The organism is Lacipirellula sp. (assembly GCF_965279485.1).
In the GTDB taxonomy this organism is placed as follows: domain Bacteria; phylum Planctomycetota; class Planctomycetia; order Pirellulales; family Lacipirellulaceae; genus Lacipirellula.
Genome location: NZ_CBDIIC010000002.1, coordinates 4999994 through 5024075 on the forward strand (window position 1 = coordinate 4999994; position 24082 = coordinate 5024075).

Sequence of the window (24082 nt, forward strand, 5' to 3'; positions counted from 1 at the left end):
TGTTGACAAAGCACTAGGCCGTCAGTCGCATCTCGCCGTCGGTCGGCAGGATCAGGCGGACGGGGAGGGGATCTTTGGCGATCACTTGGCGACCCTTGCGGGCGTCGACGTTGATCACCAGCGGAGCACGCAGGTTCAGGGCCAGACCTTCGGCGTGGCGGCTGACGACGACGACGACTTGCGCGTCGGTCGGCTCGACCAACTGAAGGGGGGCGAGATCCTGGCGGGCGATCCGCAACTGAAAGTCGGGCACAAAACGTCGCGGACTGACGACGCCGAGGGCGAACTCGGGCTCGTCAATCGATTGCAGCCAACCGAGCGCGGCATTATGCGCATCGGCCAGCACGACCCAACGGCGGCAGGAGCGAAGTCCGATCAAACCTTGTTCGAACGTCAGAATGTCCGACGGTCCGATCGAGAGGGCGCCAAATCGAGATGTTGTAATATCCATATCGCTACCCGCACCTTCCTTGAGGCGGTTCCTTTGCTCGACGCCATGTCGAGCGCGCCTGTGCTATCCCACGGCACCCATAGCATCGGCGTCGCGAGGCGGGAGAGGCCAGTAAAAATGCGCGGCTTCTTGGGGGCGGGGCGATCGGGTAGTTTGCAGCGATCGCGGGAGGATGGGCGGTGCGCGACGTTGGCAGTGATTGTCGGCGCCCTTGCTTCTAGCCCCGGGCTCTGCCCGGGGGTTGCGCGACGAGGGACTGGCTGTTCGCGGAGTGGTTGCCGACCCCCGGGCGGAGCCCGGGGCTAGAGGTAATTCAGCAGCGACATCTGCAAGATGCTGCCGGTGACGCGGAGCGAGGCTTCGAGCGAAACTTGCCGCGCGGTGAGGTTCGAGATTGCTTCGACGAGATCGACTTCCATTTCGTCGGAGAGCGCGGTGCGGAGTTGGACGTCTTCGTCTTCGAGATTCTTTTGCGTGACGTCGAGCGCTTGTTGGCGGGCGCCGACTTCGGAACGCGAGAAGGTGACGCGCTCCAAATCGGCGTCGATGCCGGAGATGGCGTCTTCGATCGCTTTGATGTCGTTTGCGCCGAGGGCGTCCTTCAGGCGGATGAGCGTCGTGAACACGCTGGGCGTGTCGAGATAGTTCTTGTCTGTGCCCGAGAGCGTGCCGGAGGCGCTGGTCGCGCTTGTGGCGTCGGGGGCGACGAGGCCCAGGTATTCCGCGGCCTGGCTTCCCTCGGAAGCGGTGACCGTAATCGGGTTGCCCGACAGGTTGATGATTTCGATGCCGTTGCCGGTGGCGTTCAATCGAGCCGCGACGACGGGAGTGGGGGAGTTTTCGGGGCGGTTGTTGATCTGGTCGATGACGTCTTGCACCGTCTTCGCAGCGGAAACGTCGAAATCGAGGTGCGTCGCGCCGGGGCCCGAGCCGAGCGTGAGGCGGAAGTCGTTGACGACGTTCGGCAGGTTGCTGAGGAACCCGGCTGGGGCCGTTTGGCCGCCGGTGGTGATCGTGTAAGGCTGGCCGCCGCCGTCGGTGAGGTCGATGCCGTTGCCGTCCGCGCTGAGCGTCGCGGTGATTTGGACGCCGCCCGTATTGTTCGATGCGTGGCCGTTGATCAGCGCGATGACGTCTTGAACGGTCTTCGCGCCGGCGGTGTCGATATCGAGGTTCACCGTGCCGCCAACGCCGTCGCTGGCTGCGATGGTGAAGTCGTTGACGATGTCGGGAATATTTTGCTGATAGGCGTCGCGGCGCGTCGGAACGCCGGCGCCGCGATTGAGGTCGGCGAGCCGCGTGTCGCCGTTGAAAGAACGAATGCCGAGCTGCGAAGCGGTGCGGCCGCCATTCTCGCCGATCTGCAGGTTAGCGCCGCTGAGGCGCGAGCGGAGGTTGATGCCGCTGCCGTCGGCGTTGATTTCGGCCTGCAAGCCGGCGTCCGACCCGTTGATGATGTTCAACATGTCTTCGACGGTTTTGGCTTCGTTGAACGAGAGCGTGTAAGTGGCTTCGCCGCTGACGACGCGGATGCCGCTCGCCAGATCGAGCGGTTCGCCGCTGCCGCCGGAGAGCGTGGCCGTGGCGTTGACGCTGACGGGCTGGGTGCCGGCTTGCGCGGCGAAGGCCGTATCGCTCGCGTCGATCGTCGCGTTGAAGGTTCCTTGGGCGTTGATCGCGGCCGCGACGTTGTTGGCGCTGGAGGCGTTGTTCCGGATGAACACGTAGAGGGTGTTCGCGGCGCCGCCGCTGTTGCCGGTGTTGCCTTGAACGTTGAGGGCGTCGCTCGGCTGGATGAACGAGAGCGGATCGTGCGAGCCGACGCCTTCGGCGCTGAGATCAGGCGTGGCGGTGAAGGTTCCTTCGGCGTTGATGGCGTTCATCACGTCGCCGACGGTCGTCGTACCGGCTGCCGAGTCGATCGTGACCGTCAACTGCTTCGACGAGGCGTTGTAGTTGACGCTGGGCGTGGAGCCGAGCCCCGCCTGGCTATTCACTACGATGTTGACGTTGTTGAACGCCGTGCCGGCGGCGTTAGCGGTGAGCGTGAGGTCGTTTCCTGTGCCGCTGAACTGCAGCGAGGCGGAGGCCGCGCGGGCCGTGGTGGAATACTGGGCGTACTCCGATCCTTTGGGAACACCGGGCGTGGCGCGCAATAGTTCGTCGTCAACGAACTGAACGGTGGCGCCGTTGTACTGAGGGCCGTTGACGGAGGCGCGAATCAGCAGGTCGTTGTTACTGCCGGCGGATTCGAGCCGGGTTTGCGCTTTGGCGCCGAGGAGGCTGCTCAGCGAGGTGGTTTTGGTTACCAGCGGGTTGAGATCCGTGCCGACGAGCGGATTGGTGAGCGTGCCGACCGTGTTGAGGATGCCGAGCTCGCTGGCCGCTTTGCCGCTGTTCACTTCCTTGACGGAGAGATTGCCGCCGCCTGCAGGGTCGAGCTGCAGCGTGAGCCCCTGCCCCGTGATGGTGGCCGAAACGCGGCGTCCTGCGGGGGGATTCGCTTCGATCAGCCGGACGACGTCGCCGACGGTGGCGGCGTGGCTGATGTCGACGATGCTGGAATTCGTACCGTCCGAGACCTGGATGGCGCCGTTGGCGCTGATCCCTTTACCGCCGCGGAGAGAGCTAAGCGGCGTGTCGGAGGTGATCTCGGGATTAAGGTCGATGCCGCCCAGGACTTCGTTCGAGATGCCGCCGAAGACCGATTGACCGCTGGCGTTCGTGGAGAAGAGCACGCCCAGATCGGAGTAGGCTTGGATCGACTTGTTGTCGCCCTTGTAGGTGACGTTCGCGCCGTCGTACGAGTAGGGCTCGACGTTCGTTTGCGAACCGGCGAACAGATAGCGGCCGCGGAACTGGGTGTTGCCGACGGAAACCAGTTGTTCGATGGCGCGGTTGATTTCGGTGATGGCGGCCTGTCGTTCCGTGTCGGTCGAGGTCGTGCCGGAGACGCCGAGGGCCAGACCCCGGATGTCGCCCAGCAGGCCGGCGACGTTGTTCAGCGCGACGTCGGTGCTTTTGAGGAACGACTGGCCGGTTTCGATGTTTGAGCCGATTTGCGATTTACGTTCGAGCAGCCGCTGCAACGTCATCGCCCGGCGAGCGGCCGGAGCGTCTTCGCTCGGCAGCGTGAACCGCTGGCCCGTGCTGACCTGGTTTTGCAGTCGGAACAGGTCGAGCTGGTCGCCCTGCATTTGCGCGAGCAGGCGCTGGCGGACCAGCATGCTGCTGACGCGGGTGCTCGGGAGCGGGATGATGCTGGCCATGGCTGAGCGCGGCTCTGGGGGCCGGGCGTGCGTGTTTTATGTTGCCGCGCCGGGGGCGGGACGCCCCGGCTCGCTAGGTTAGAGGTTGACCAAGACGTCCATGAGTTCTGAGAGCGTGGAAATGAATCTTGCCGACGCTTGGTAGGTGCGCTGGAGCATGATCATGTCGATCGCTTCTTCGTCGAGATTCACGCCGCTGACGGCTTGCGCTTTCGCTTCGAGCGTTTGCTCAAAGACTTTGAAGCCGTCGGCCAGCGACCCGGCGACGGTGGCGCCTTGAGCCGTCTCGTTGATCAGCTGGTCGTAGAGCCCGGTGAGCGAGTTGCCGTTGAGGCTCGACAGCCCGGAGTCATGGAGGGCGACCAGACGCTGTCCGTTTTGGACGTTGACGCCAATGCCGGCGGACGAGGCGGCGAATTTGGAACCATCTGCCGCGACGACGTCGTTGATCGCCAGCGTCGAGGCGCTCGAACCGGTGAAGAACGTATTGATGCCAATGGCGGCTAGGAAGCCGCTATTATCGTCGGCGAACGAGAGTCGCGTTTCGGCGCTGCCGGCCGTGAGCTTCAGCTTGTTGTCGGTGGTGACTTGCGCAGTCACGCCGGCGATGGCGTTGATCTGGTTGACGATCGACCCCAGCGACGAGTCGTCTTGGAGGCCGTCGAGATCGACGTTGATAACGTGCGTCTCGGTAAGTTTGGTAGTCGTGTTGTAGACCAGCAGCTTGAACTGGCCATTGGTCGGCGTGAAGTGCAGGCCGGCCGCGTCGAGCGGGACGCCGGAGTTGTTCACGGACTCGGTACTCGTGACGCTCTGGAAACCGGTGGCGCCTTGGCCTTGCGAATAGATCTTGTTGAATTCGTTGGCGAGCGATGCAGCGAAGTTGTCGAGCCGATCGAGAAAGCCGCCGACGATCTTGTCGCGAGCTTCGTAAATGCCGTGAAGTTCGCCGCCCGATACGTGCAGCGGGCTGTTGTTTTCGGCGAACTGGATCGTCGCGGTCGGCCGGCCGTTAGTGGTGGCGTAGTCGGTTTTGACTTGCCGGCTGGTCCCCTCGAAAACGAGCAACTCGCCGCCGACGGTTACGTTGACGGCGCCGACGGGGTTTTCCGTGACGTTGATGTCGGCGATTTCGGAGAGGCGTTTGAGGGCGACGCTGCGCTGGCTGCGGAGGGCGCCGGCCTGGCTCGCCGTGGGATTGCCGCCTTCCAGCGAGACGATTTGAACGTTGAGCTTGCGGATGTTGTCCGTCAGCGCGTTGATTTCGTCGGTGAGGTTATTCACCTCGATGCCGAACTCTTCGTACGACGTGTTGACGCGACGGCTAAGCGTATTAATCGTGGTGGCCAGCGACTTGCCGGCTTGCACCGCCAGATTGCGGACGGCCATTTCGTCCGGCTGGTTGATCACTTCATCAATGCTATTGAAGAAGTTAGACATCTGCGTGCTGACGTCGGTGTCCGACAGCTCGCCGACGATCGATTCGAGGTCCTTGTAGACTTTCTGCTGGATGTCGGCGCTGGCGCGATCGCTGGCGACGCCGCGGAGGCGGTCTTCGACGAAGGAGTCGATGTTCTGCACGATGCCGGCGATTTGGACGCCGAGACCGAGCGTGAGATTCCCCAGTTTTTGCACTGGGGCGGGCGTGTAGAGAACTCGCTCGCGGACGTAGCCCGGCGTGTTGGCGTTGGAAATATTATTTCCCACGACATGCAAGCCGATTTCCATCGCTTGCAGCGTGTTGCCGGCCATCTGAATGGAGCCGAAGAGCGACATAACAAGGCCGATGAGCTAATGGACGAGCGCCGTGCGTGGGAAGCGCGACGTGACGCCCGACCGACAGCCCGTTGCTGCCGACCGTCGTCGTTGCGCGCTAAACTCGCGGCGTTTCCTAAACTGCCTGGTCGATGAGCGAGCCTCCTCGTTCCACGAGGCGACCTTTTCCATATGTCGGCTGCGAACGACCTCCGGTAGCAATGATCTCCAGCATTTGTGAAAGATGCAGGACGGTGCGCTGTACGGCGACCCACTGCGCGAGGCACTCGTGGCGGATCAGTTCCGCCCGCTGACGGGCCTCGGCGACCGGGTTTTTCAGGGCATTCGCGGCCGCACGGGGCAATGCGGCCGAGAGTTCTTCAATGGAGCGCGAGGGAAGTCCTTCGGCGTCGGCTTGCGACAGCAGTTCTTGCCGGCGTTGCTGGCATGCTTGCAGTTCCGCGGCGAGTTCGCTTTCTCGCACGGTGAGGTCGGCGAGGCCCTGATGGTCGCGCTGGATAATCAAATTACGCTTCATCGACAGGAGCGCAAGGAGCTCGTGTTGCGCCGTCGAGAGGCGGTGGAGCAACTCGGCGAGTTCCGATTCCCAGTTGAGCGACGTGGCGGCGATCAAGGTTGACATCCTCGTGAAAGCCACCCGCCGCAGCGGGTGGACGAGGCAAGCGATGGGCCGCCTCGTGATTCATCCGCCGGCGGAGCCAGCGGCTTTTATGGTCCGGCGTGCGTGCCGGCGGTGCGTTGAACGAGACTTAGCGACGACGGAGCGAAGAGAGATCGCTGAGCGATGCGGCGGAAGGCTTGTCGACCTTCTCGAGCAGAGCCGCTTCCTTGGGGAACTGACGCTTGAACATCGTGCCGGCCAGATCGCCCGCGTTTGACTTCGTCATTTCATCGGCCAGTTGATGATCAAGTTGTTGTTGGAAAATCTTCTCGGCGTTGCCGCCGTGGAAGTAAGCGGGTTCACCGACGGTGCTCCGCATCGACTTCATCATTTCGCCGTAGAAGCTCTTGCCGACGAAGTCTTGGAAGGCGGTCTGCAGTTGGCGAGCGCCCTTGAGACGCTGCTCTTCAGACGTGTACGTCGCCCGCAGCGGCTCGATGTTCGCGGTGCTGTTGAGGTTGATGTTCATGATGGCGAATTGGGGGCGATGCTTGGCGACGAAGAGTTGGCTGGGGGGACCACTCGCACTTCTTATTCCACAATCAATCGCCCGTGCAGTTTTCCGCTGCGAGCAATCTCTTTGATGATTTCGATGCGATCTTCGTTCGGCACTTTGATCGAGTTGAGGGCGTCGACCAGGGCGTCAAGCTTCGTTGAATTGACTTGCTCGGTGCCGATCGGCGTGAACCCGGGCGGGTCGCCGGCTTCGATCACCACGTTGTTGTGCGAGATGACGACGTCGCCGATGGTAACGTCGCCGCTGATGACGATCGTCCCTGTGCGATTGTTGATGATGACGCGGGCTTCGGGCTCGGCCGAGTAAATGTCGACGTCGAGGATGTCGGCGACGAACGCGACGGGGTTGTCTTGGTATTCCTGCGGGATGCGGACGACGATGTTCGAAGCGTTGACCGCCTGCACGAAGCCGTCGCCTTCGCGGGAGTAGAGCTTGTGAATCGAGTCGACAACTTCGGTGGCCGTCTGGAAGTTGGCGTGATGTTCTTCGAGGATCAGCGTGATGCAGCCGTTGTGAACGAACGGCGTAAAGACGTCTTCCTCCATCTGGCAGCCTCCCTTGATGATCGCGACCATCGGCGATTCGGGATCTTGCAGGTGGAGGGCGCCTTCGCACAGGCCGTAGACGCGGCGGTCTTGCGTGTGAGGGCCTTGCAGCGCGGCGAACGCGAGGCGGCCGCCGGCGAGGCTCTTGCCGTTGATGCCGCTGACGTAGCAGTCGATCTGGTCGCCACGGCGAGCGCCGGTGGCCGGCACGCGAGCGGTGACCATCACGAGAGCGACGTTCTTTACTTTCTCCAAATCTTGCAGTCCGCTGCGGCCGCCGAGGGGGACTTCCGGGACCGGCACGCCCATGATTTCCATCGAGCGGGCGAGCGCTCGCATGGTTGCCGGATCTTTCGCTTCGCCCGTGCCAGGCAGACCGACGACGAGGCCAAACCCGCGGAGGACGTTCGTTTCCTGGCCCTTCACGCGGACGATGTTCCGCAGCACCGTGCGGGCGTGGAGGTCGGCGGCACCGACGCAGAGCGAAGCAACGGCGAGCAGCGTCAGGATGGCGGAGCGGAAGAGTTTCATAATCGTCAGTCGAAAAGCAGGCGGCGAGAGGAGAGCAATCCAGGCGGTCCTAGAAAGCCTTATAGCGATCGTAGAACTTGGAGAACCAACCCCGTTCGTACCCTTCGCGAACCATGCCGACCTCTTTCTTCTTGATGTTGAGGTTGACCATCGAGTCGGTGGTAACGGTGCGGTCGGGCTGGATCGATTCGCGGCTGACCTCGCCGCTGAGGAAGATTTTCCAGTTTTCTTCGTTGTTCTCGACGTTCCAGTTGGCTTCGATGTAGAGGTTGCCGTTGGGGCGGATGTCGATCACCTCGGCGCCGATTTTGAACGACATCGCGTCGCGAAGTTCGAGGTCGGACTCCGCCCGGTACTGGCTGTTATTGATGCCGGCGATGCGGGGGTCGCCCGCCGCTTGCTCGGCGAGGCGGATCGATTTGCCGTCAAAGGCGAGCCAGCTGGTGAGGGCTTGGTTGAGGAACGAATTCTTCCGTTGTTCGGCGTCGCCTTCGCTGATCATGCGGGTGCGGTAATCGACGATCACGGTGAGCGTGTCGTGGAGCTGCACCTCGCGGGGGCGATGGTCTTCCGGCAATTCTCGGAACATGAAATTGCCCGTTTGCATCGACGTCCCCTGTTGCGGCTGGGAGGCGATGGGCGACAGGAACAGGCTGCTGTCCTGCGCTTGGGCCGAGCCCGTGAGGAGAGCGCCGGCCGTGACCGAGGCGGCGAGCGAGGAGCGGCGAAGGTTGTGTGAGAAGAGCGACATAGAATGTTCCGGTGAGGATGCCGGGGGTGAATTGCAATTACCGCGCCGAAGCTGGATTGGAGGCGATTTCAGTTGCCGAGGTTCCGGCGGTGAAGATCTCAAGTTCGCGGGCGCCGACCACGCGAGCGGCGTAACGTTCTTTGCTAGCGACCGATTGCACCATCACCAGATCGCCTATCCCGCCGTCTTGTTGAGCGATGGCATACGTGCGAACCGAGACGCCGGCGGCCCGGGCGCGAACGCTGACGCGTTCGTTGCGGCGAACGACGACTGGCGAGCGAAGCTGGTTGGTTTGGATCATCGAGTCAGGGCGAATCCCTTGGACGGCCTCGTGGCCGATGACCGCTTCGAGCGTGGTGGCCGCTTGAGCGGGGAGGGCCCCGAGGTAAGGGCGGAGCTCGACGTCGGTGCGGCGGACGAGGTCGCCACGGTTGATCGGCTGCAGGGCGAAGACTGTCATCTCCAGGCGATCGACTTTGACGAAGACCATCGCCACAGGCTTGTCGTTGGCGTGCAGCGTCAGCTTCTGGCGGCCAACCCACGGCGGTTCGCCGCCGGTGAAGCGGATGCTATCGCCCGCCTGTTCGACGATGCCAACGAGCTTCGAATCGGCTTCAACGCGGACGTTCCAGAGGTCGTGACCCGTTTGCTGGTAGAGGTGGCGTCGCACGGCAGTGGAGAGTTGCTCGGCCGTGAGCTGAACTTCGGCCTCGGTGCGGAGGGCGGGCTGTTGCGGCGCGGCGGGCTTGGCAGCGGCGCCTGGACCGGCGCCGGCGGCCGGCGCGACGCTAGCGACGGGTTCGGGGCTCACGGAAACGACTGCGGTACCGCCGAAGCGAATGCCGCGGACCTCGATGCCGCGCGAGGCGACCAGATCGCGAATCTCGGCGAGGCGGAGATACTGCGGCGTGCCGGCGACAGGGGAGGGGATGAGCGGCGTCGCGGCCAGTTGGTCGCGCAGGGCGGCGTCGGCTGATTTGATCTCGGCGATATCGCCCAGCAGGACGACGCTCCCCTTGGCTTCGACGCGGTTGCGGAGGATGACCTCGGTCGCGTGGGAGGCGGCTGCCCCGCAGAGCGTGAGCGAGAATAGGGCGAGCGTGATGAACTGGCGTGACATGGTTTGGCCTACCCGAGCGTGCTAGCGGTGCGAGGCGACGTTAGTAGCGGCGGAGGTTCGAAGCGACCTGCATGATCTGGTCGCCGGTTTGGACGACCTGCGAGTTGAGCTCGAAGGCCCGCTGCGTCGTGATCAGGCTGATGAGTTCCTGCACTGGCTGGACGTTGGAGGCTTCGAGCACGCCTTGGCGGACGGTGCCCATGCCGTTGGCTCCGGGGAGGCCGTCGACCGGGAAGCTCGACGCGTCGGTTTGGCGGTATAAGTTGTCGCCGAGCTTGATCAGGCCGTCGGGGTTCAAGAACTGTGACAGCATGATTTGCCCGGCGTTCTGCAGCGCCGGACTGGTGGCGGTGCTGTACTGCACCTGGCCGTCGGTGGTGACGACGATGTTGGTCGCTTCGATCGGGATCGAGATCGGCGGGTCGATCACCAAGCCGTTTTGGGCCGAGCCGAGCACCATCTGATTGTTGGCGTTGATGCCGAAGTTGCCGGCCCGCGTGTAGAGGTTGCCGCCGTTGGTGGCGTCGATGACGCGGAAAAAGCCGTCGCCTTCGATGGCGAGGTCGAGGGGGCGGTTTGTCGTTTCGAACGCCCCCTGCTCGTAGTTGGTTTGCGTGCTGGAGACGCGGGCGCCGAGACCGACTTCAACGCCGGTCGAGGTGATGTTGCCGTCGGCGTCGAGGGCGCCCGGGTAGCGCATCTGGCGGTAGAACAGGTCCTGGAAGTTGGCCCGGTCCTGCTTGAACGCCGTCGTGTTAACGTTCGCCAGATTATTGGCAATGACGTCGAGCTTGGTCTCGAGGGCGTCCATGCCGGTGGCGGCGGTGTAGAGGGTTTGTACGCTCATGGCCGTTTTGATGAGTGAGAGTTGAGGCCGGCCTCGGACGATGCCCGAGGGGTGGATTGATTGCTTAGCTGCGCGTCGAGAGAAGACGGTTCACGAGGCCGCTGATCATGTTGTCTTGGTGCTGAATCATGCGCGTGTTCGCTTCGTAGGCCCGCGAGGTTTCGATCATCGACATCATTTCGCGCGTCGGATTGACGCCTGATTCTTCGAGATATCCTTGGCGAACGTCGCGTTGCTCGTCGGCGACAGGCGTTGTGGGGGCGAGCGGGCGGAAGAGGTTGTTGCCCATCTTCACGAGATCGCCGTTCGATTGCGGTTTGGCGAGGCCGATGGCGGTCCACTCGCCGTCTTGCACGATGTTGCCGCCGGGGTAAACCTCCCAGCGGCGGGTGTTGTCGATGAGGATTTCGTTGCCGTCGGCGTCAAGAACGGCCATGCCGTCTTGCGTGTTCAGCCGGCCGTTCGCATCGATCAGGAAGTTGCCGGCCCGCGAGAGGTAGACGTTGCCGTCGGGGTGCTGCACCTGGAAATAGCCTTCGCCGTTGACCGTGAAATCGGTCGGAATGTCGGTTTGGCGAACGCTTTTCGAGTCCCAGTCGGTCTCGACGTCGATGATTTTGACGCCGCCGCCCACGTCGTTTTGCGTGCCGCTATGCGGGTAGTCGCTCTGCTGCTGAATCGCCTGAGCGAAGCGGGCTTGGAAGATGGGGATGTCGCGCTTGAAGCCGACCGTCTCCATATTCGCCATGTTATTGGCGATCACTTCGAGCCGCTGCTGCTGGGCTTGCGCCCCTTCCGCAGAGATGTACATGCCGTAAGGCATTGTGAAACCGTCGTGCAGGCGTTGCCCCCCTGCATGTTGGTGAGGCAGGCTCAGTGCACGCGGCGTGCCGAGAAAGATCTGGAGAGATTGATTGGAGTTTTTCGCAGTGCAATGCGCACCGCGGTTGCTAGCAGGCTAGCGGCGCCAGCGGCAGAAGGCGCCGATCGTTGCCGATCGGCAATCGGCAGAGTTTGCCGGTTGGGCGAAGTGGGAGTTCCCTAGCCCCGGGCTCTGCCCGGGGGTGACGTTGCGTAGGGGGAACGCGTTGCGGGGAGTGGTGGCCGACCCCCGGGCGGAGCCCGGGGCTAGAAGAGGGCTGCTAGCCCTGACGGGCGGCGAGTATGATCGCCTCGGCGCCGAGGGTTCGCAATTCGTCGGCGACGGCTTGGCCGGTTTGTGCGGCGGAGCGGAGGGCCGCGGGGGCGTCTGCCGCAGGCAAGTCGGCGATGAGCGAGCTGCGGAGGATCTCGCGGCCGTCGAGGCTGGCGACGAGGCCATCGACGCGGAGCAGTTCGCCGTCAACTCGGCCCCAGGCGGCGATTGGGGCGGAGCAGCCGCCGTGGAGGGCGGCAAGCACGGCCCGCTCGGCGACGATGCCGAGCCGCGTCGCCGCGTCGTTTAGCTGGGCCACGATGGCGTGCGTCTCGCGGTCGTCGTCCCGGCATTCGAGGGCGAGCGAACCTTGCCCCGGCGCCGGCAGCATGTGCGGCGGTTCGAGGAGTTCGCTAATCCGGCCGGCGAGGCCGAGCCGGATGAGGCCGGCGGCTGCCAGCACGATGGCGTCGAATTCGCCCTCGTCGAGTTTGCGGAGTCGCGTGTCGACATTGCCGCGAATGCCGGCGATGTGCAGGTCGGGCCGTAAGTGAAGCAGCTGCGCGCGGCGGCGCAAGCTACCGGTGCCGACGTGGGCGCCAGCGGGGAGTTCTGCAAGCGCCGGGCCGGTGCGCGCCACCAGGGCGTCGGCGACGGTTTCGCGCGGCGGCGTTGCGGCGAGTACGAGCCCGGCGACCTGCTCCGTCGGCAGGTCTTTGAGACTGTGGACCGCGAGGTCGACTTCACCGGCGAGGACTGCCGCTTGGATCTCTTTGGTGAAGACGCCTTGAACGCCGATGCCGGCGACGGGGCCGAGTTGCTCGACGTCGCCGCGAGTGGTGATCTCGACGATCTCGACCGTGGCGCCAAGCCGCGTCAGCTCGGCCGCTACCCAGTCGCTTTGCCAACGGGCCAACTTACTAGCGCGGGTACCAATGCGGAGCGGACGAGCGGCGGGCATCAATTTTCCGGACTGAGGCCCGGCAGCGGAGGCGAAGCGGGAAGCTGGCGGAACGAGGTCGCTTTGTAACCTTGTTGCGGCGGGGTCACGACGCCGCAGCTCATGATGTATTGTAACGCCTGTTCCATCGTGATGTTGAGATCGATGGTTTCGCTCCGCTTGACCGTCGCGGTGAACCCAGTGAACGGCATCGGCGACGTCGGCACCAGCACGGCCAGCACCGGCTCGTTCGCGGCGCAGGCGATGTCGAGCAGGCTTTCGCCGGTGACGAACGCGAGTTGGTAGATCCCCTTGCGGGGGTACTCGATCGCCACGATCCGCGTGTAGGCGATCTCGGTTTCGTTGAACATGAAGTCGGTCACTTGTTTGACCGACGAGTAGACGTTGCGAATCAGCGGCAGCCGCGTGACGCCCCGTTCGAACTGCGTCCAGAAGAATCGCCCAATGCCGGCGGCGAGAAACTTGCCGAGCAGATACAGCGTCAGCACAAAGACGCAGAGGAAGATCGGCACGACGATCCGCCGCTGCAGGTATTTGTTTTCGACGTAGAGCTGATAGACGGCGTCGGCGGAGGCCGGCATCGGGCCATGGCCGACGATCGCGGCGACTTCGTCGTAGTCGGCGGCGGGGATGTACTGGCCGTCGGCGGTTTGACGGTAAGCAGCGCCGTTGATCAGCGCGCGACCCTTCACCGGTTGGTTCGTCGGAACCAAATCGGCGGGGATGATGTCCTTTTCGTGGTAGTCGACGAGCAGCGTGCGGGCCGTGTTCTCGAGCGGCACCAGCAAATAGTCGGCGACCGTGTTCCAAACCCACAGGATGATGACGATCGTCAGCAGCGGCGGAAGCAACACGCCGAGGCCGCGCACGATTGCCCGGCGGAACGGGTCGAGCGCGCTTTCGGGCTTCGCGGTGGGCTGCGGCGAGGACATCGGTGGGAACTAAAACGAAGGTAGGAAGGTTCTAGGCGGGAGTGCGGGCAGGGACCAGCACGGTGACTTCGGCGGCGCCTGCGCGGAGCAGCACACGCGCGGCTTCGCTGCACGTGGCGCCGGTCGTCAGAATATCATCGACGATTAAAACGCGGGCGGCCCGTAAATGATAGGACGGGCCTACGACCATTTCTCCCGCCAGATTGCGAAATCGCGCGGGGCGTGATAACCCGACTTGCGGCGGCACATTCCGCACAAGCCGCACCATCTCACCCCAACAGGGTGCATGAAGCCGTTCGGCGATCCGTCGGGCCATAATGAGCGGGCCGTTGACGCCGCGCTGCCAACGCTTCCAACGATGCATTGGAACGGCTGTGACGATATCGATATCCAATTCGGCGAGCTGCGATTCGAACCGCCGCCACGCCAATTCCATCAGCGAGTTGGCCGCCACGCCGTTGCGATCGATTTTTGTGCGCATGACGAGCTGGCGGAGCAGGCCCTCGTAGCTGCCGAGGGCGAGCGACCGTTGGAATCGCAGCTTATCGCCGCGGCAGTGATTGCAATCGAGCGTCACGCCGCCCGTTGCGGGCACGGGGGCGGCGCAGCGCGGGCAGACGGGCCAATCGATCAGCTCTAACTTCCCCTGGCAGGGCGAGCAGATGGAGATCGACGGCGCCTCAGAATCGTCACTGAGCAGATCGTCGTTGCAGGCCACGCACCGCCGCGGGAAGAGTAGATCGAGCCCCGCACGGCAGGCTTCGCTCCACCAGCGGCGGCTCGTTGCCAGGGGAGGGGGCATGCAAACTATCCGTGGTGCAATTGATTAGTTTTCTGGTGGCTATTGTCGCTGGCACTGTAGTCGATGCAAGCATTTCTCCGCATTCCTCTGCGCCTTTGCGAGAGATCTGTCGGCAGGAGAATGCCTTACGCAAAGCCGTGAAGCCGCCAAGCAGATGCGAGTGAATCGGCCGAGCTTGACGCTAGCAGCCCCATTAAACTACTCTCCGCGGCTTCTATCCCCGCAGTTTCCGGCGTGCTGGCGATGTTCATCCTCAACCGATACCTGCTCCGGCAATTCGTGCAGGTCTTCGCCATCTGCTTCTTGAGCCTTACCGGGCTCTACATCGTCATCGATGCGTTCGGCCATCTTGAGCACTTCTCGTCGTACGCCGAGAAGGGGGGGAGCCTGTTCGGCATCATGACGAAGTACTATGCCTACCGCACGCTCTCGTTCTTCGACGGTACGAGCGGCATCCTCGCGATGATCTCGGCGATGTTCACCGTCACCTGGTTGCAGCGGCACCAAGAGCTGACCGCGATCATGGCGGCCGGCATCTCGAAGATGCGGATCATGAAGCCAATTCTGCTGGCCGCGGTAAGCGTGAGCTTGCTCGGCGTGGCGAATCGCGAACTGGTGATTCCGCGAGTCCGCGACGAGCTGACGCGCGATACGAAAGATCTCGGCGGCGATGCGGCGCGCGATTTGGAACCTCGGTTCGATCGCAACGGAATCCTCATCGGCGGCGAGAAGATCGTGATGGCCGAGCGGAAGATCGTGAAGCCAGCGTTCGTGCTGCCGGCGGAATTGGCGAAGAATGGCCAGCAGCTCGTGGCGGCCGAAGCGTTTTACACCGACCCAGTCGACAATCGACCAGCTGGATTCGTGCTGACCGGCGTGACGTCGCCGTCGCGTGTCGACCGTATGGCGTCGGTGATGGCCGACGATCAGCCGGTGATCGTTACGCCGCAAGATGCGTCGTGGCTTGGCGCCAACCAGTTGTTCGTCGTGAGCGACTTGCCTTTCCCGTTGCTCGCGAGCGGTTCGAACTGGCGGAAGTATGCGTCGATCGGCGAGTTGATCCACGAGTTGAATGATCCGGGCGCCGACCTGGGCGCCGATGTACGCGTGACGGTCCACACGCGGTTCGTGCAGCCGCTGATGGACGGCACGCTGCTGATGCTCGGGCTGCCATTGATGTTATCGCGGAGCAACCGGAATATCTTTCTGTCGATTGGCATCTGCATCGGCGTGGCGACGGCGTTCACCTTGGTGGCGCTGACTTGCCAATCGCTAGGCTCGGTGAACATGCTGCGGCCGTCGCTGGCGGCGTGGCTGCCGCTGCTGATCTTCGTGCCGATCGCGGCGGCGATGAGCCAGACGCTGCGGACGTAGTGCGCAGCCAGACTGGCATTTCCAGACTCTAGCCCCGGGCTCCGCTCGGGGGCAACGTCGCGGCGGGCAATGCGTTACGGAATAGTGGCCGACCCCCGGGCGGAGCCCGGGGCTAGTCGCGCGAGGGTTGAGGATTGCTCCCGCGGCCGATAGGCTGGAGCGTCTCGTTTTCCAAGCATGCTGCACGAGATAATCCCGGCAGCAACGATAACCCTCGGACAATCGACTCTGGAGCTGCCATGAAAGTCGCCACGATGACCACGAACAAGGGCGTCATTCGCCTCGAATTGTTCGCTGACAAGACCCCGAAGACCGTTGAGAACTTCGAGAAGCTCGCGAAGAAGGGCTTTTACGACGGCCTGAAGTTTCATCGCGTCATTGAAGACTTCATGATTCAAGGCGGTTGCCCCGAAGGGACCGGCACCGGCGGTCCTGGCTACAAGTTCGGCGACGAATTCGTTGCGGACTTGAAGCACTCAGGCCCTGGCATTCTGTCGATGGCCAATGCCGGCCCGAACACGAACGGCTCGCAGTTCTTCATCACGCATGTTGCGACCCCGTGGCTCGATGGCAAGCACACCGTGTTCGGCAAGGTGCTCGACAAGGGGCAGGACGTCGTCAACAAGATCAAGCAGGGCGACAAGATTGAGACGTTGGTGATCTCGGAAGAGTAAACGACCGATTGGTCGATCAGTTCGATTTGGGAAGAGGCTCGCTTCGGCGGGCCTCTTTTCGTTTTCGTTTGAAGACCGCGGGGGGAATGAAGACCGCGGGGATGAACCCCGCGGCTCGCTTGAATGTGCTTGGTGCTGTTGTGACGGATGTAGCAATGGGTCGGTTACGGGAATGTAATCCGAGCGGCGAGCTATCTTTTCAGCTGATAAAGGATTCGCACCACGCCGAGCCGCTCCGCTGACATGCTTCACGTTCGCGAAATCAACCAACTTGCCGAGTTAACGACGCTGCGAGAGACCTGGAATCGTTTACTGCAGGCGACGCCGCGGTATTCGTTTTTTCAGACGCTCGAGTGGCTCGAAGCGGCGTGGGGCCACTATCCGCAGCAACGGCTGCGCGCCGTTGTTGTTGAACGCGACGGCGAGACAATCGGCATCGTGCCGTTTTGTGTGCGGACCGAACGGCGCCGCGTTGGCACGGTCGAGGTGCTGACCTACCCGCTCGATGATTGGTCGACGTTTTACGGCCCGATCAGCGCCGAACCGCAGGTGGCGATTCGTGCGGCCTTGCGACACGTGATGGAGACGCCGCGCGATTGGGATCTCATCGACCTTCGCTACATCGATCAGGCGTCTCCCGAGTACATGACGATTGGCGAGACGCTGCGCGGCGCCGGGGCGCGGCTGTTCATCCGCCCGCGGATGGAAGTCCGCTTTTGCAGTATGGCGGGCGGTTGGGAGGCGTACGTCGAATCGCGGTCGCGCAACTGGCGGCGGCAGATGCGTCGCGACGTCGAGATGCTTGAAAAGCAGGGCGCCGTCGAACTCGTGCGGTATCGCCCCGCGGCGGGCGGGACGGGACGCGATGCGCGGACGGCGGAGATCTACCAGATTTGCGAACAGATCGCCGCGCACAGCTGGCAGGCTGATGCGGCGTCGCAAAGCACGCTGTCGTCTCCGCGGGTGCGGGACCTATTGTTTGACATCCACTGCCGAGCGGCGTCGCTGGGGATGCTCGACACCAACATCCTCACCGTCGGCGGCCGGCCGGTGGCGTTCAACTACAACTACGTTGCGGCGGGGCGGACCTATGGCCTCCGGGCTGGGTTCGATCCGACGGCGGAGATGGAACACTGCGGCCGGATTCTGCTCTTCAAGATGCTGGAAGACTCGTTCGCCCGCGGCGACGAGGAGTACAGCTTTGGCCCCGGCCGACAGGCGTACAAGGATCGGTTCGCGACTGAGATGCGCCATGCGTACACGTTCCGCGCTTACTCGGCGGCGACGCTCAAGTCGCGGCTGATGAAGTGGCGAGAGCAGATTGCGGATAGCCTCTACTCGGAGCAAGAGTTGAACGAGGCGGGACTCGTGGACTGAGCGAGGGTGGTCGCCGCTGAGAGACGAGCGTCGGGCTACGGATAGGCGTGGGGGATTCGCCCCCATGGTCGCGCAGCGCGTCGGGCTAGGTTTTTGTGCCGATTTCGTGGCATGAACACCCAGTCCTTCTCTGCTCCGCGCCGCCATGCTGACCACCACCGAGCTGAACGACATCGATGAACTCGACGCTATCCGTCCCACGTGGCGTCGCCTTTGGTCGCAAACGCATCGAGCCAGCTTCTTTCAGACGCTCGAGTGGCTCGAAACGACTTGGAAGCACTACCCCGACTTGCAGAAGCTGCGGGTGATTGTCGTCGAACGCGACGGCGTCCCGGTAGGCATCGTGCCGTTTTGCGTGCGGGCCGAGCGTCGCAAGGTCGGCATGTTGCGGATGCTGACCTACCCCCTCAACGATTGGGGAACGTTTTACGGACCGATTGGTCCCGATCCGGCGGCGGCGTTTCGCGCGGCGATTCGTCACGTGCAATCGACGCGACGCGATTGGGATCTGATTGATCTCTGCTGGGTCGATGAAGCGGCGCCGGAGTTTCTCGCTGTCGGCCAAGCGATGCGCGACGTGCGGTTGCCGTTCTTCAGCCGGCCGCGGATGGAGGTTCGGATCTGTCGCATGGAGGGAACCTGGGAAGAGTTCGTCGCGAACAAATCGCACAACTGGCGCCGGCAGATGCGTCGCGACTTGCAGCAACTCGAGCAGCTAGGCGATGTGCGGCTGCTGCGCGGACGACCGGAGCCGGGCGGGCAGGGGACGGAGGCTGAGCACTTCGAGCTTTACGACCTGTGCGAGCAGGTCGCCCGCAAGAGTTGGCAGGCCGACGCTGAGTCGCAAAGCACGCTCTGTTCGCCGTTGGTGCGGAAGGTGCTGTTGCCGTTGCATCGTCATGCGGCGGCGCTGGGGATGCTCGACGTGGCGGTGCTGATGGTCGGCGGCCGGCCGGCGGCCTTCTTCTATAACTATGTCGCCGGCGGCAATATTTACGGCCTGCGGATGGGCTACGACCCGGCGGAAGAACTGGCCGGAGCGGGCAAAATCCTGCTCCACAAGATGATTGAAGACTCGTTCCGGCGGGGTGATCAGGAATATTGTTTCGGTCCGGGGCGGCAGCATTACAAAGATCGGTTCGCCACCGAGATGCGGCATGCCTACACTTTTCGCCATTATTCGCGCGGCTCGTTGCGCTCACAGATGATGCAATTGCGCGAGCGGGTCTATGCGACGCTGATGACGCCGCAGCAGATCATCGAGCGGGAGCTCGTGACCTAATCCAGCGCGGGGAGCGGGTCGCCAGGGGAGTTGCGAGTTGGGTATATTGAGGCGACCCAGCTGGCGGCCTCAGCCAGCGCCACTCGACGACTCCCCGGAGAGACTCCCGCGATGGTTGCCCGCCTTTCCGCCTGCCTGGCGGTTCTGTTGATGTTCGCCACTGTGGTCCGCGCGGCTGAGAACGTGCCGCCCAAGGGATTCGTGGCGCTGTTCGACGGCAAGGATCTCAAAGGTTGGAAGGGCGGCTCGACGGCTGACCCGAAGAAGATCACGCCCGAGCAGCAAGCCGCTTGGGATGCCGACGTGCCGAAGCATTGGAGCGTCGATGATGGCGAGTTAGTGAGCGACGGCCACGGTCCGCATTTGGTGACCGATAAGAACTACGGCAACTTTGAGTTGTGGGTTGACTGGAAGCTCTCGCCGAAGGGCGACAGCGGCATCTACCTGCGCGATACGCCGCAGGTGCAATTGTGGGATCCGACCAACAATGATGCCCACCAGCATGGTTCGGACAAAGGTTCGGGCGGCTTGTGGAACAACCAAAAAGCCGAGCGCTGGCCGAGCGAAGTCGCCGACAAGCCGATCGGCGAATGGAACCGCATGTACGTCCGCATGGTCGGCGACAAGGTCACCGTCGTGCTGAACGACAAGAAGGTGGTCGACAACGTTGTGCTGGAGAACTACTTCGACCGCGCGCTGCCAATGATCCCGGAGGGGACGATCCAACTGCAGACGCATGGGAGCGAAACGCGGTTCAAGAACGTCTTCGTGCGTGAGATTCCCGCGGAGGAAGCGGCGAAGCTACTGTCGGACATCGGCGGCGGCGAAGAAGGATTCGTCGAGTTGTTCAATGGGAAGGATCTCACCGGCTGGATCGGCGCGACGAAGGATTACGAGGTCGTCGACGGCGCCATTCAGGCGAAGAAAGGGACTGGCGGCAACCTGCTGACGGAGAAGGAATACGATAACTTCGTGGTGCGGCTAGAGTTCAAGCTGCCGCCTGGCGGGAACAACGGCTTGGCGATTCGCTCGCCCGGCCCTGAGAAGAACCCGGCGTATGATGCGATCGAACTGCAGGTGCTCGACGATTCGCCCGAGCACTATCCCGATCTGCACGACTACCAAGCCCACGGGAGCGCCTACGGCCTAGTCCCCGCTGTGAGGGGGTATCTCAAGCCGGTGGGCGAGTGGAATTACCAGGAGACGGTCGTCGACGGCGACAAGATTGTGACTACCCTCAATGGCCACAAGATTCTCGACGCCAATCTGACCGAGGCCCTTAAGAAGCCGGCCGATGGGCTGGAGCATCCTGGGGCCACTCGCGCGAAGGGGCACTTCGGGTTTGCGGGGCACAGCGATCCGGTAGCCTTTCGGAAGGTACGGATTAAGGAATTGAAATAGTCCACTAGCCGCGGGGCAACGGCCCGCCGAGCGGTAACTTGAAGGGCTCAGGCCGTCTTTTACCGTCGCTCCGGCGGGTCGTTGACCCGCGGCTACTTCCGCAGATTGCGCGAAGCCGATACTCGGGACGCGGCTTGTGGCAGTTTGGGAGTTCCGTCTAGAATACGCCCTTCCGCTTACGGAACGCTCGGCGAATTGGATGCGCCGAACGGCCAGTGCACGACATCCCACCCAAGATCATGCCCGAATTTCCCCCGCTGTTTGTCTTCGCTGTGATTCTAGTCGGCTTTGTGGCGACGAATCTGGCGCTGACGCATCTGATCGGTCCCCGCAAGAAGACCGCTGTGAAGGACATGCCCTATGAGTCGGGCATGGATCCGATCGGGGATGCGCGGCAACCGTTCAACGTGCGGTTCTGCTTGGTAGCGATCCTCTACCTCGTGTTCGATATCGAATTGCTGTTCCTCTACCCGTGGGCCGTCAGCGCGTTCAGCGACGATGGCGGGATTCCGGTGGAACTTCGCGGAACAGTATTCGCCATCATGCTGTTCTTCATCTCCACGCTAGTGATCGCCTACATCTATGCGTGGCGGAAGGGAGTGTTCAAATGGCGGTAGGAATTCCCGATAACGTCTTCGTGACGAAGCTCGACGCGGCCGCTAACTGGGCCCGCACCAATAGCCTGTGGCCGATGCCGTTCGCCACGGCCTGCTGCGGCATCGAGCTGATGGCGACCGCTTCGTCGCGGCATGACTTGGCTCGCTTCGGCGCCGAAGTGATGCGGTTCACCCCGCGGCAGTGCGATCTGTTGATCGTCGCTGGTCGCGTGGTGATGAAGATGCTGCCCGTGCTCCAGCGGATCTGGATGCAGATGCCGGAGCCGAAGTGGTGCATCTCGATGGGCGCCTGTGCGTGCACGGGCGGGGTGTTCGACACCTACGCCGTGGTACAGGGGGTCGATCGCTTCATCCCGGTCGATATGTACGTCCCCGGCTGCCCGCCGCGGCCTGAGCAATTGATCGCCGCGATCATGGAGATGCAAACCAAAATCAAGGAAACCGGCACGTTCAACGGTCGCGAGTTCGCTCACCGGACGACGCCGACTGGCCCGCTGCCGTTCGAAGTCGACGAACTCCGTCGCCGCCGCGAAATGACGCCGGTGCCGGGCCTCGAGATTTATGGTCAGCACCCGCTGACGCCCCGCTAGTTGTTGAACCACGCGAGGCACGCTTGTTGTGCCGTCGCGGCGAGTACTAAATCAGAAGCAGCCCAATGCCCAGCCTCGCAGAAATTCAAGCTAAGTTCGGCGCCGAGATCGATGAGTCGTCGTTTCGCGACAATCGTCGGATTGTCGTGCCGTCGGCGAAGATCTACGAGATTCTGTCGTGGCTGAAGGATGGCGGGTTCAACATGCTGGTCGACGTCACCGCCGTCGACTACTTGGAGTACCCGGAAGCGACCGATCGGTTTCACGTCATTTATTCGCTGCTGAACATGGACAGCGGCGAACGGCTGATCGTGAAGACGCCGCTGAACCTGCCGGAATTGGAATTGCCGACGGTGACCACCCTGTGGATGGGCGCCGACTGGATGGAACGAGAAGTGTACGACATGTACGGGATTGTCTTCGCGGGACATCCCGACTTGCGTCGCATTTTGATGCCGGATGAATTTACCGCGTACCCGCTGCGGAAAGACTATCCGCGGAAGGGGTTTGGAGAGCGGCATAATTTCCCGGTGATCACGCGAGCAGAGAGCTAGCCGTCGGTTGGGCGTTCAGCCCGACAGACGCGCCGAGTTGGTTTGAAATCAAGTCCGGTCGCCAGACCCGACCTAAACGTGACGCCGTCAGGCTGAAGGCCTGACCTACAAAACATGCCCCTCGCTGTATCAGACGCCGCTGAAATCGATTCCGTCGACCAGGAATACCTGTGGACGCTGAACTTCGGCCCTCAGCACCCCGCGACGCACACGACGCTGCGCCTGGTGCTGACGCTCGACGGCGAGAAGGTCGTCAAGGCGGTCCCGCACATCGGCTATCTCCATAGCGGGTTCGAGAAGCTGGGCGAGGATCTCGACTTTAACCAGTACGTCACGATCGTCGACCGGATGAACTATCTGTCGCCGATGGCCAACGAGATCTCGTGGCATCATACGGTTGAGAAGCTGCTGGGAATCGAGCTAACCCCGCGTTGCAAATACCTCCGCACGATCTTGGCCGAGTTGATGCGGCTGCACGATCATTTGCTCTCGTGCGGCGCCCAGGCCCTCGACCTCGGGGCGTTCACGGCGTTCCTCTACGCCTTTACGCAACGCGAGAAGATCTACGACATCGCCGAATACGCCTCGGGCCAGCGGTTTCATGCGAGCTTCACCCGCGTCGGCGGCGTGATGTTCGACGTGAACAACGACTGGGTCGCGAAGGTCCGTCGGTTTACCGAAGGCTTCAAGCCGGTCCACGCGGAATTGCACCGCCTGTTGACCCGCAATCGGATTTTCGTCGATCGCTGCAAGGGGATCGGCGTCCTGTCGAAGGAAGACGCGATCAACCTGAGCGTCACCGGTCCGCTGGCCCGCGCGAGCGGCGTCGTGCGGGATCTGCGCAAGGACGAACCGTACCTCGCTTACGCCGACCTCGATTTCAAGGTCGTCTGCGCTAACGGCGGCGACGTCTACTCCCGTTATCTCGTCCGCATGGCCGAGATGATGGAGAGCATCAAGATCATCGAGCAGGCGATTGAGAACATCCCTGCCGGTCCGGTGAACGTCGACGCGGTGACCGACATGGTGCTGCCGACGAAGCCGGCCGTGTACCGGAGCATCGAAGGGCTGATTCAGCACTTCGAGGTCCTGATGCCGAACCGCGGCTTCCCCGTGCCGGTGGACGAAGTCTACGGCGCCACGGAAGCCCCCAACGGCGAGCTTGGGTTCTACATCGTCGGCGACGGCACGAACCGCGCGTATCGCGCTCGGACCCGTCCGCCGTCGTACATTCATTTTTCGATTTTCCCCCACCTGATTAAGGGGCACCAGTTGAGCGACGTCGTCGCCGTGCTGGGCAGCCTCAACATCATCGCGGCCGAGTTGGATCGCTAACCAGCGGTTAAGCACTGAAACGATGCCAGTACTATCAGAACAAATTCGCGAGCGGATTCGGGCCGAGTTCCCGAAGTACCCCGATCGACGCGCGGTGACGTTGCCGGCGCTGCACATCGTTCACGATGAACTGCGTCAGGTTTCGCCGGAAGCGATTCGCGAGATCAGCGAACTGCTGGAGATTCATCCGGCCGAAATCCACGACACGATGTCGTTCTACCAGTTCTTCCGCGAGCCCGACCGGCCGCTGGGGAAGCGTCGGGTCTGGGTCTGCCGTAGCATTTCTTGTATGCTCCGAGGCGGCGAGGAACTGCTCGAGGGTCTGTCCCATAAGTGGCATGTCGGTCCTGGCCAAACGTCGGCCGATGGATCGGTGTCGCTCGAATATGCCGAGTGTCTTGGAGCGTGCGAAGGAGCGCCTTGCATTCTCGTTGACGACGAGTGCCACATGAACGTCTCGCAAGAAGACGTGGAGAGGATTGTGGGCAAGCAGTAGCCGTACGGCTTACCCATGCGTGACGCAGCCTCAAACGAATTAGTTAGCCGAGGGTTCAGGGTTCAGGGTTCAGTAAATGCTGTC

At 62.7% G+C, this 24082-nt stretch carries 23 protein-coding genes; 10 read left to right on the plus strand and 13 right to left on the minus strand.

Going from position 1 to position 24082, the window contains the following annotated elements:
- Nucleotides 1-13: 13 nt before the first annotated feature.
- The 13 genes from fliW to ACQY7R_RS27590 form a co-directional block, all read right to left on the minus strand.
- The gene (gene fliW / locus ACQY7R_RS27530; protein ID WP_152097945.1) at nucleotides 14-451 is read right to left on the minus strand and encodes a flagellar assembly protein FliW; all 438 of its coding nucleotides are present in this window, start codon (nucleotides 449-451) and stop codon (nucleotides 14-16) included.
- Nucleotides 452-753: 302 nt separating this feature from the next.
- Nucleotides 754-3720 (minus strand): flagellar hook-associated protein FlgL, encoded by a 2967-nt coding sequence (gene flgL, locus ACQY7R_RS27535; protein ID WP_428308740.1) that lies wholly within the window; start codon nucleotides 3718-3720, stop codon nucleotides 754-756.
- Between the two features lie 78 nt (nucleotides 3721-3798).
- Nucleotides 3799-5496: a flagellar hook-associated protein FlgK gene (flgK, locus tag ACQY7R_RS27540; RefSeq protein WP_428308741.1), complete on the minus strand. Its 1698-nt coding sequence runs from the start codon at nucleotides 5494-5496 to the stop codon at nucleotides 3799-3801.
- A 115-nt stretch (nucleotides 5497-5611) separates the two neighbouring features.
- On the minus strand, nucleotides 5612-6118 hold the full coding sequence (gene flgN, locus ACQY7R_RS27545) for a flagellar export chaperone FlgN (RefSeq protein ID WP_428308742.1): 507 nt from the start codon (nucleotides 6116-6118) through the stop codon (nucleotides 5612-5614).
- 127 nt (nucleotides 6119-6245) lie between these two features.
- The gene (locus ACQY7R_RS27550) at nucleotides 6246-6626 is read right to left on the minus strand and encodes a rod-binding protein (RefSeq protein WP_428308743.1); all 381 of its coding nucleotides are present in this window, start codon (nucleotides 6624-6626) and stop codon (nucleotides 6246-6248) included.
- Between the two features lie 62 nt (nucleotides 6627-6688).
- The gene (locus tag ACQY7R_RS27555) at nucleotides 6689-7750 is read right to left on the minus strand and encodes a flagellar basal body P-ring protein FlgI (protein WP_428308744.1); all 1062 of its coding nucleotides are present in this window, start codon (nucleotides 7748-7750) and stop codon (nucleotides 6689-6691) included.
- A 49-nt stretch (nucleotides 7751-7799) separates the two neighbouring features.
- Complete coding sequence (locus ACQY7R_RS27560; protein ID WP_428308745.1) at nucleotides 7800-8501, minus strand: flagellar basal body L-ring protein FlgH; 702 nt, start codon at nucleotides 8499-8501, stop codon at nucleotides 7800-7802.
- Nucleotides 8502-8538: 37 nt separating this feature from the next.
- On the minus strand, nucleotides 8539-9621 hold the full coding sequence (gene flgA / locus ACQY7R_RS27565; RefSeq protein WP_428308746.1) for a flagellar basal body P-ring formation chaperone FlgA: 1083 nt from the start codon (nucleotides 9619-9621) through the stop codon (nucleotides 8539-8541).
- A 40-nt stretch (nucleotides 9622-9661) separates the two neighbouring features.
- A complete protein-coding gene (gene flgG / locus ACQY7R_RS27570) occupies nucleotides 9662-10468 on the minus strand; it encodes a flagellar basal-body rod protein FlgG (RefSeq protein ID WP_428308747.1) in 807 nt (268 codons plus the stop codon).
- Nucleotides 10469-10532: 64 nt separating this feature from the next.
- Nucleotides 10533-11291, minus strand: a complete 759-nt coding sequence (locus ACQY7R_RS27575; protein WP_428308748.1) for a flagellar hook-basal body protein — start codon at nucleotides 11289-11291, stop codon at nucleotides 10533-10535.
- 319 nt (nucleotides 11292-11610) lie between these two features.
- Nucleotides 11611-12564, minus strand: a complete 954-nt coding sequence (hemC, locus tag ACQY7R_RS27580) for a hydroxymethylbilane synthase (RefSeq protein WP_428308749.1) — start codon at nucleotides 12562-12564, stop codon at nucleotides 11611-11613.
- On the minus strand, nucleotides 12564-13496 hold the full coding sequence (locus tag ACQY7R_RS27585) for a DUF502 domain-containing protein (protein ID WP_152097956.1): 933 nt from the start codon (nucleotides 13494-13496) through the stop codon (nucleotides 12564-12566). The genes hemC and ACQY7R_RS27585 overlap by 1 nt, the downstream gene beginning before the upstream one ends.
- 31 nt (nucleotides 13497-13527) lie before the next feature.
- Nucleotides 13528-14298, minus strand: a complete 771-nt coding sequence (locus ACQY7R_RS27590; protein WP_428308750.1) for a ComF family protein — start codon at nucleotides 14296-14298, stop codon at nucleotides 13528-13530.
- A 243-nt stretch (nucleotides 14299-14541) separates the two neighbouring features.
- Here ACQY7R_RS27590 and ACQY7R_RS27595 point away from each other — a divergent pair, with 243 nt between their 5' ends.
- From ACQY7R_RS27595 to ACQY7R_RS27640, 10 genes are all read left to right on the plus strand, one after another.
- Entirely contained in the window at nucleotides 14542-15672 is a 1131-nt protein-coding gene (locus ACQY7R_RS27595; RefSeq protein ID WP_428308751.1) for an LptF/LptG family permease, read from the plus strand.
- 239 nt (nucleotides 15673-15911) lie between these two features.
- The gene (locus ACQY7R_RS27600; RefSeq protein WP_152097959.1) at nucleotides 15912-16346 is read left to right on the plus strand and encodes a peptidylprolyl isomerase; all 435 of its coding nucleotides are present in this window, start codon (nucleotides 15912-15914) and stop codon (nucleotides 16344-16346) included.
- Between the two features lie 243 nt (nucleotides 16347-16589).
- Nucleotides 16590-17723 (plus strand): GNAT family N-acetyltransferase, encoded by a 1134-nt coding sequence (locus ACQY7R_RS27605; RefSeq protein WP_428308752.1) that lies wholly within the window; start codon nucleotides 16590-16592, stop codon nucleotides 17721-17723.
- A gap of 145 nt (nucleotides 17724-17868) precedes the next feature.
- Nucleotides 17869-19005, plus strand: a complete 1137-nt coding sequence (locus ACQY7R_RS27610) for a GNAT family N-acetyltransferase (protein WP_428308753.1) — start codon at nucleotides 17869-17871, stop codon at nucleotides 19003-19005.
- Between the two features lie 111 nt (nucleotides 19006-19116).
- The gene (locus ACQY7R_RS27615) at nucleotides 19117-20406 is read left to right on the plus strand and encodes a 3-keto-disaccharide hydrolase (protein ID WP_428308754.1); all 1290 of its coding nucleotides are present in this window, start codon (nucleotides 19117-19119) and stop codon (nucleotides 20404-20406) included.
- 239 nt (nucleotides 20407-20645) lie between these two features.
- Entirely contained in the window at nucleotides 20646-21023 is a 378-nt protein-coding gene (locus ACQY7R_RS27620) for an NADH-quinone oxidoreductase subunit A (RefSeq protein WP_428308755.1), read from the plus strand.
- Nucleotides 21014-21613 (plus strand): NADH-quinone oxidoreductase subunit B, encoded by a 600-nt coding sequence (locus ACQY7R_RS27625; protein WP_428308756.1) that lies wholly within the window; start codon nucleotides 21014-21016, stop codon nucleotides 21611-21613. The genes ACQY7R_RS27620 and ACQY7R_RS27625 overlap by 10 nt, the downstream gene beginning before the upstream one ends.
- Before the next feature lie 65 nt (nucleotides 21614-21678).
- On the plus strand, nucleotides 21679-22167 hold the full coding sequence (locus tag ACQY7R_RS27630; protein ID WP_152097965.1) for an NADH-quinone oxidoreductase subunit C: 489 nt from the start codon (nucleotides 21679-21681) through the stop codon (nucleotides 22165-22167).
- Nucleotides 22168-22281: 114 nt separating this feature from the next.
- Complete coding sequence (gene nuoD, locus ACQY7R_RS27635) at nucleotides 22282-23502, plus strand: NADH dehydrogenase (quinone) subunit D (protein ID WP_428308757.1); 1221 nt, start codon at nucleotides 22282-22284, stop codon at nucleotides 23500-23502.
- 22 nt (nucleotides 23503-23524) lie between these two features.
- Nucleotides 23525-23998: an NAD(P)H-dependent oxidoreductase subunit E gene (locus ACQY7R_RS27640; RefSeq protein ID WP_172991912.1), complete on the plus strand. Its 474-nt coding sequence runs from the start codon at nucleotides 23525-23527 to the stop codon at nucleotides 23996-23998.
- Nucleotides 23999-24082 lie beyond the last annotated feature (84 nt).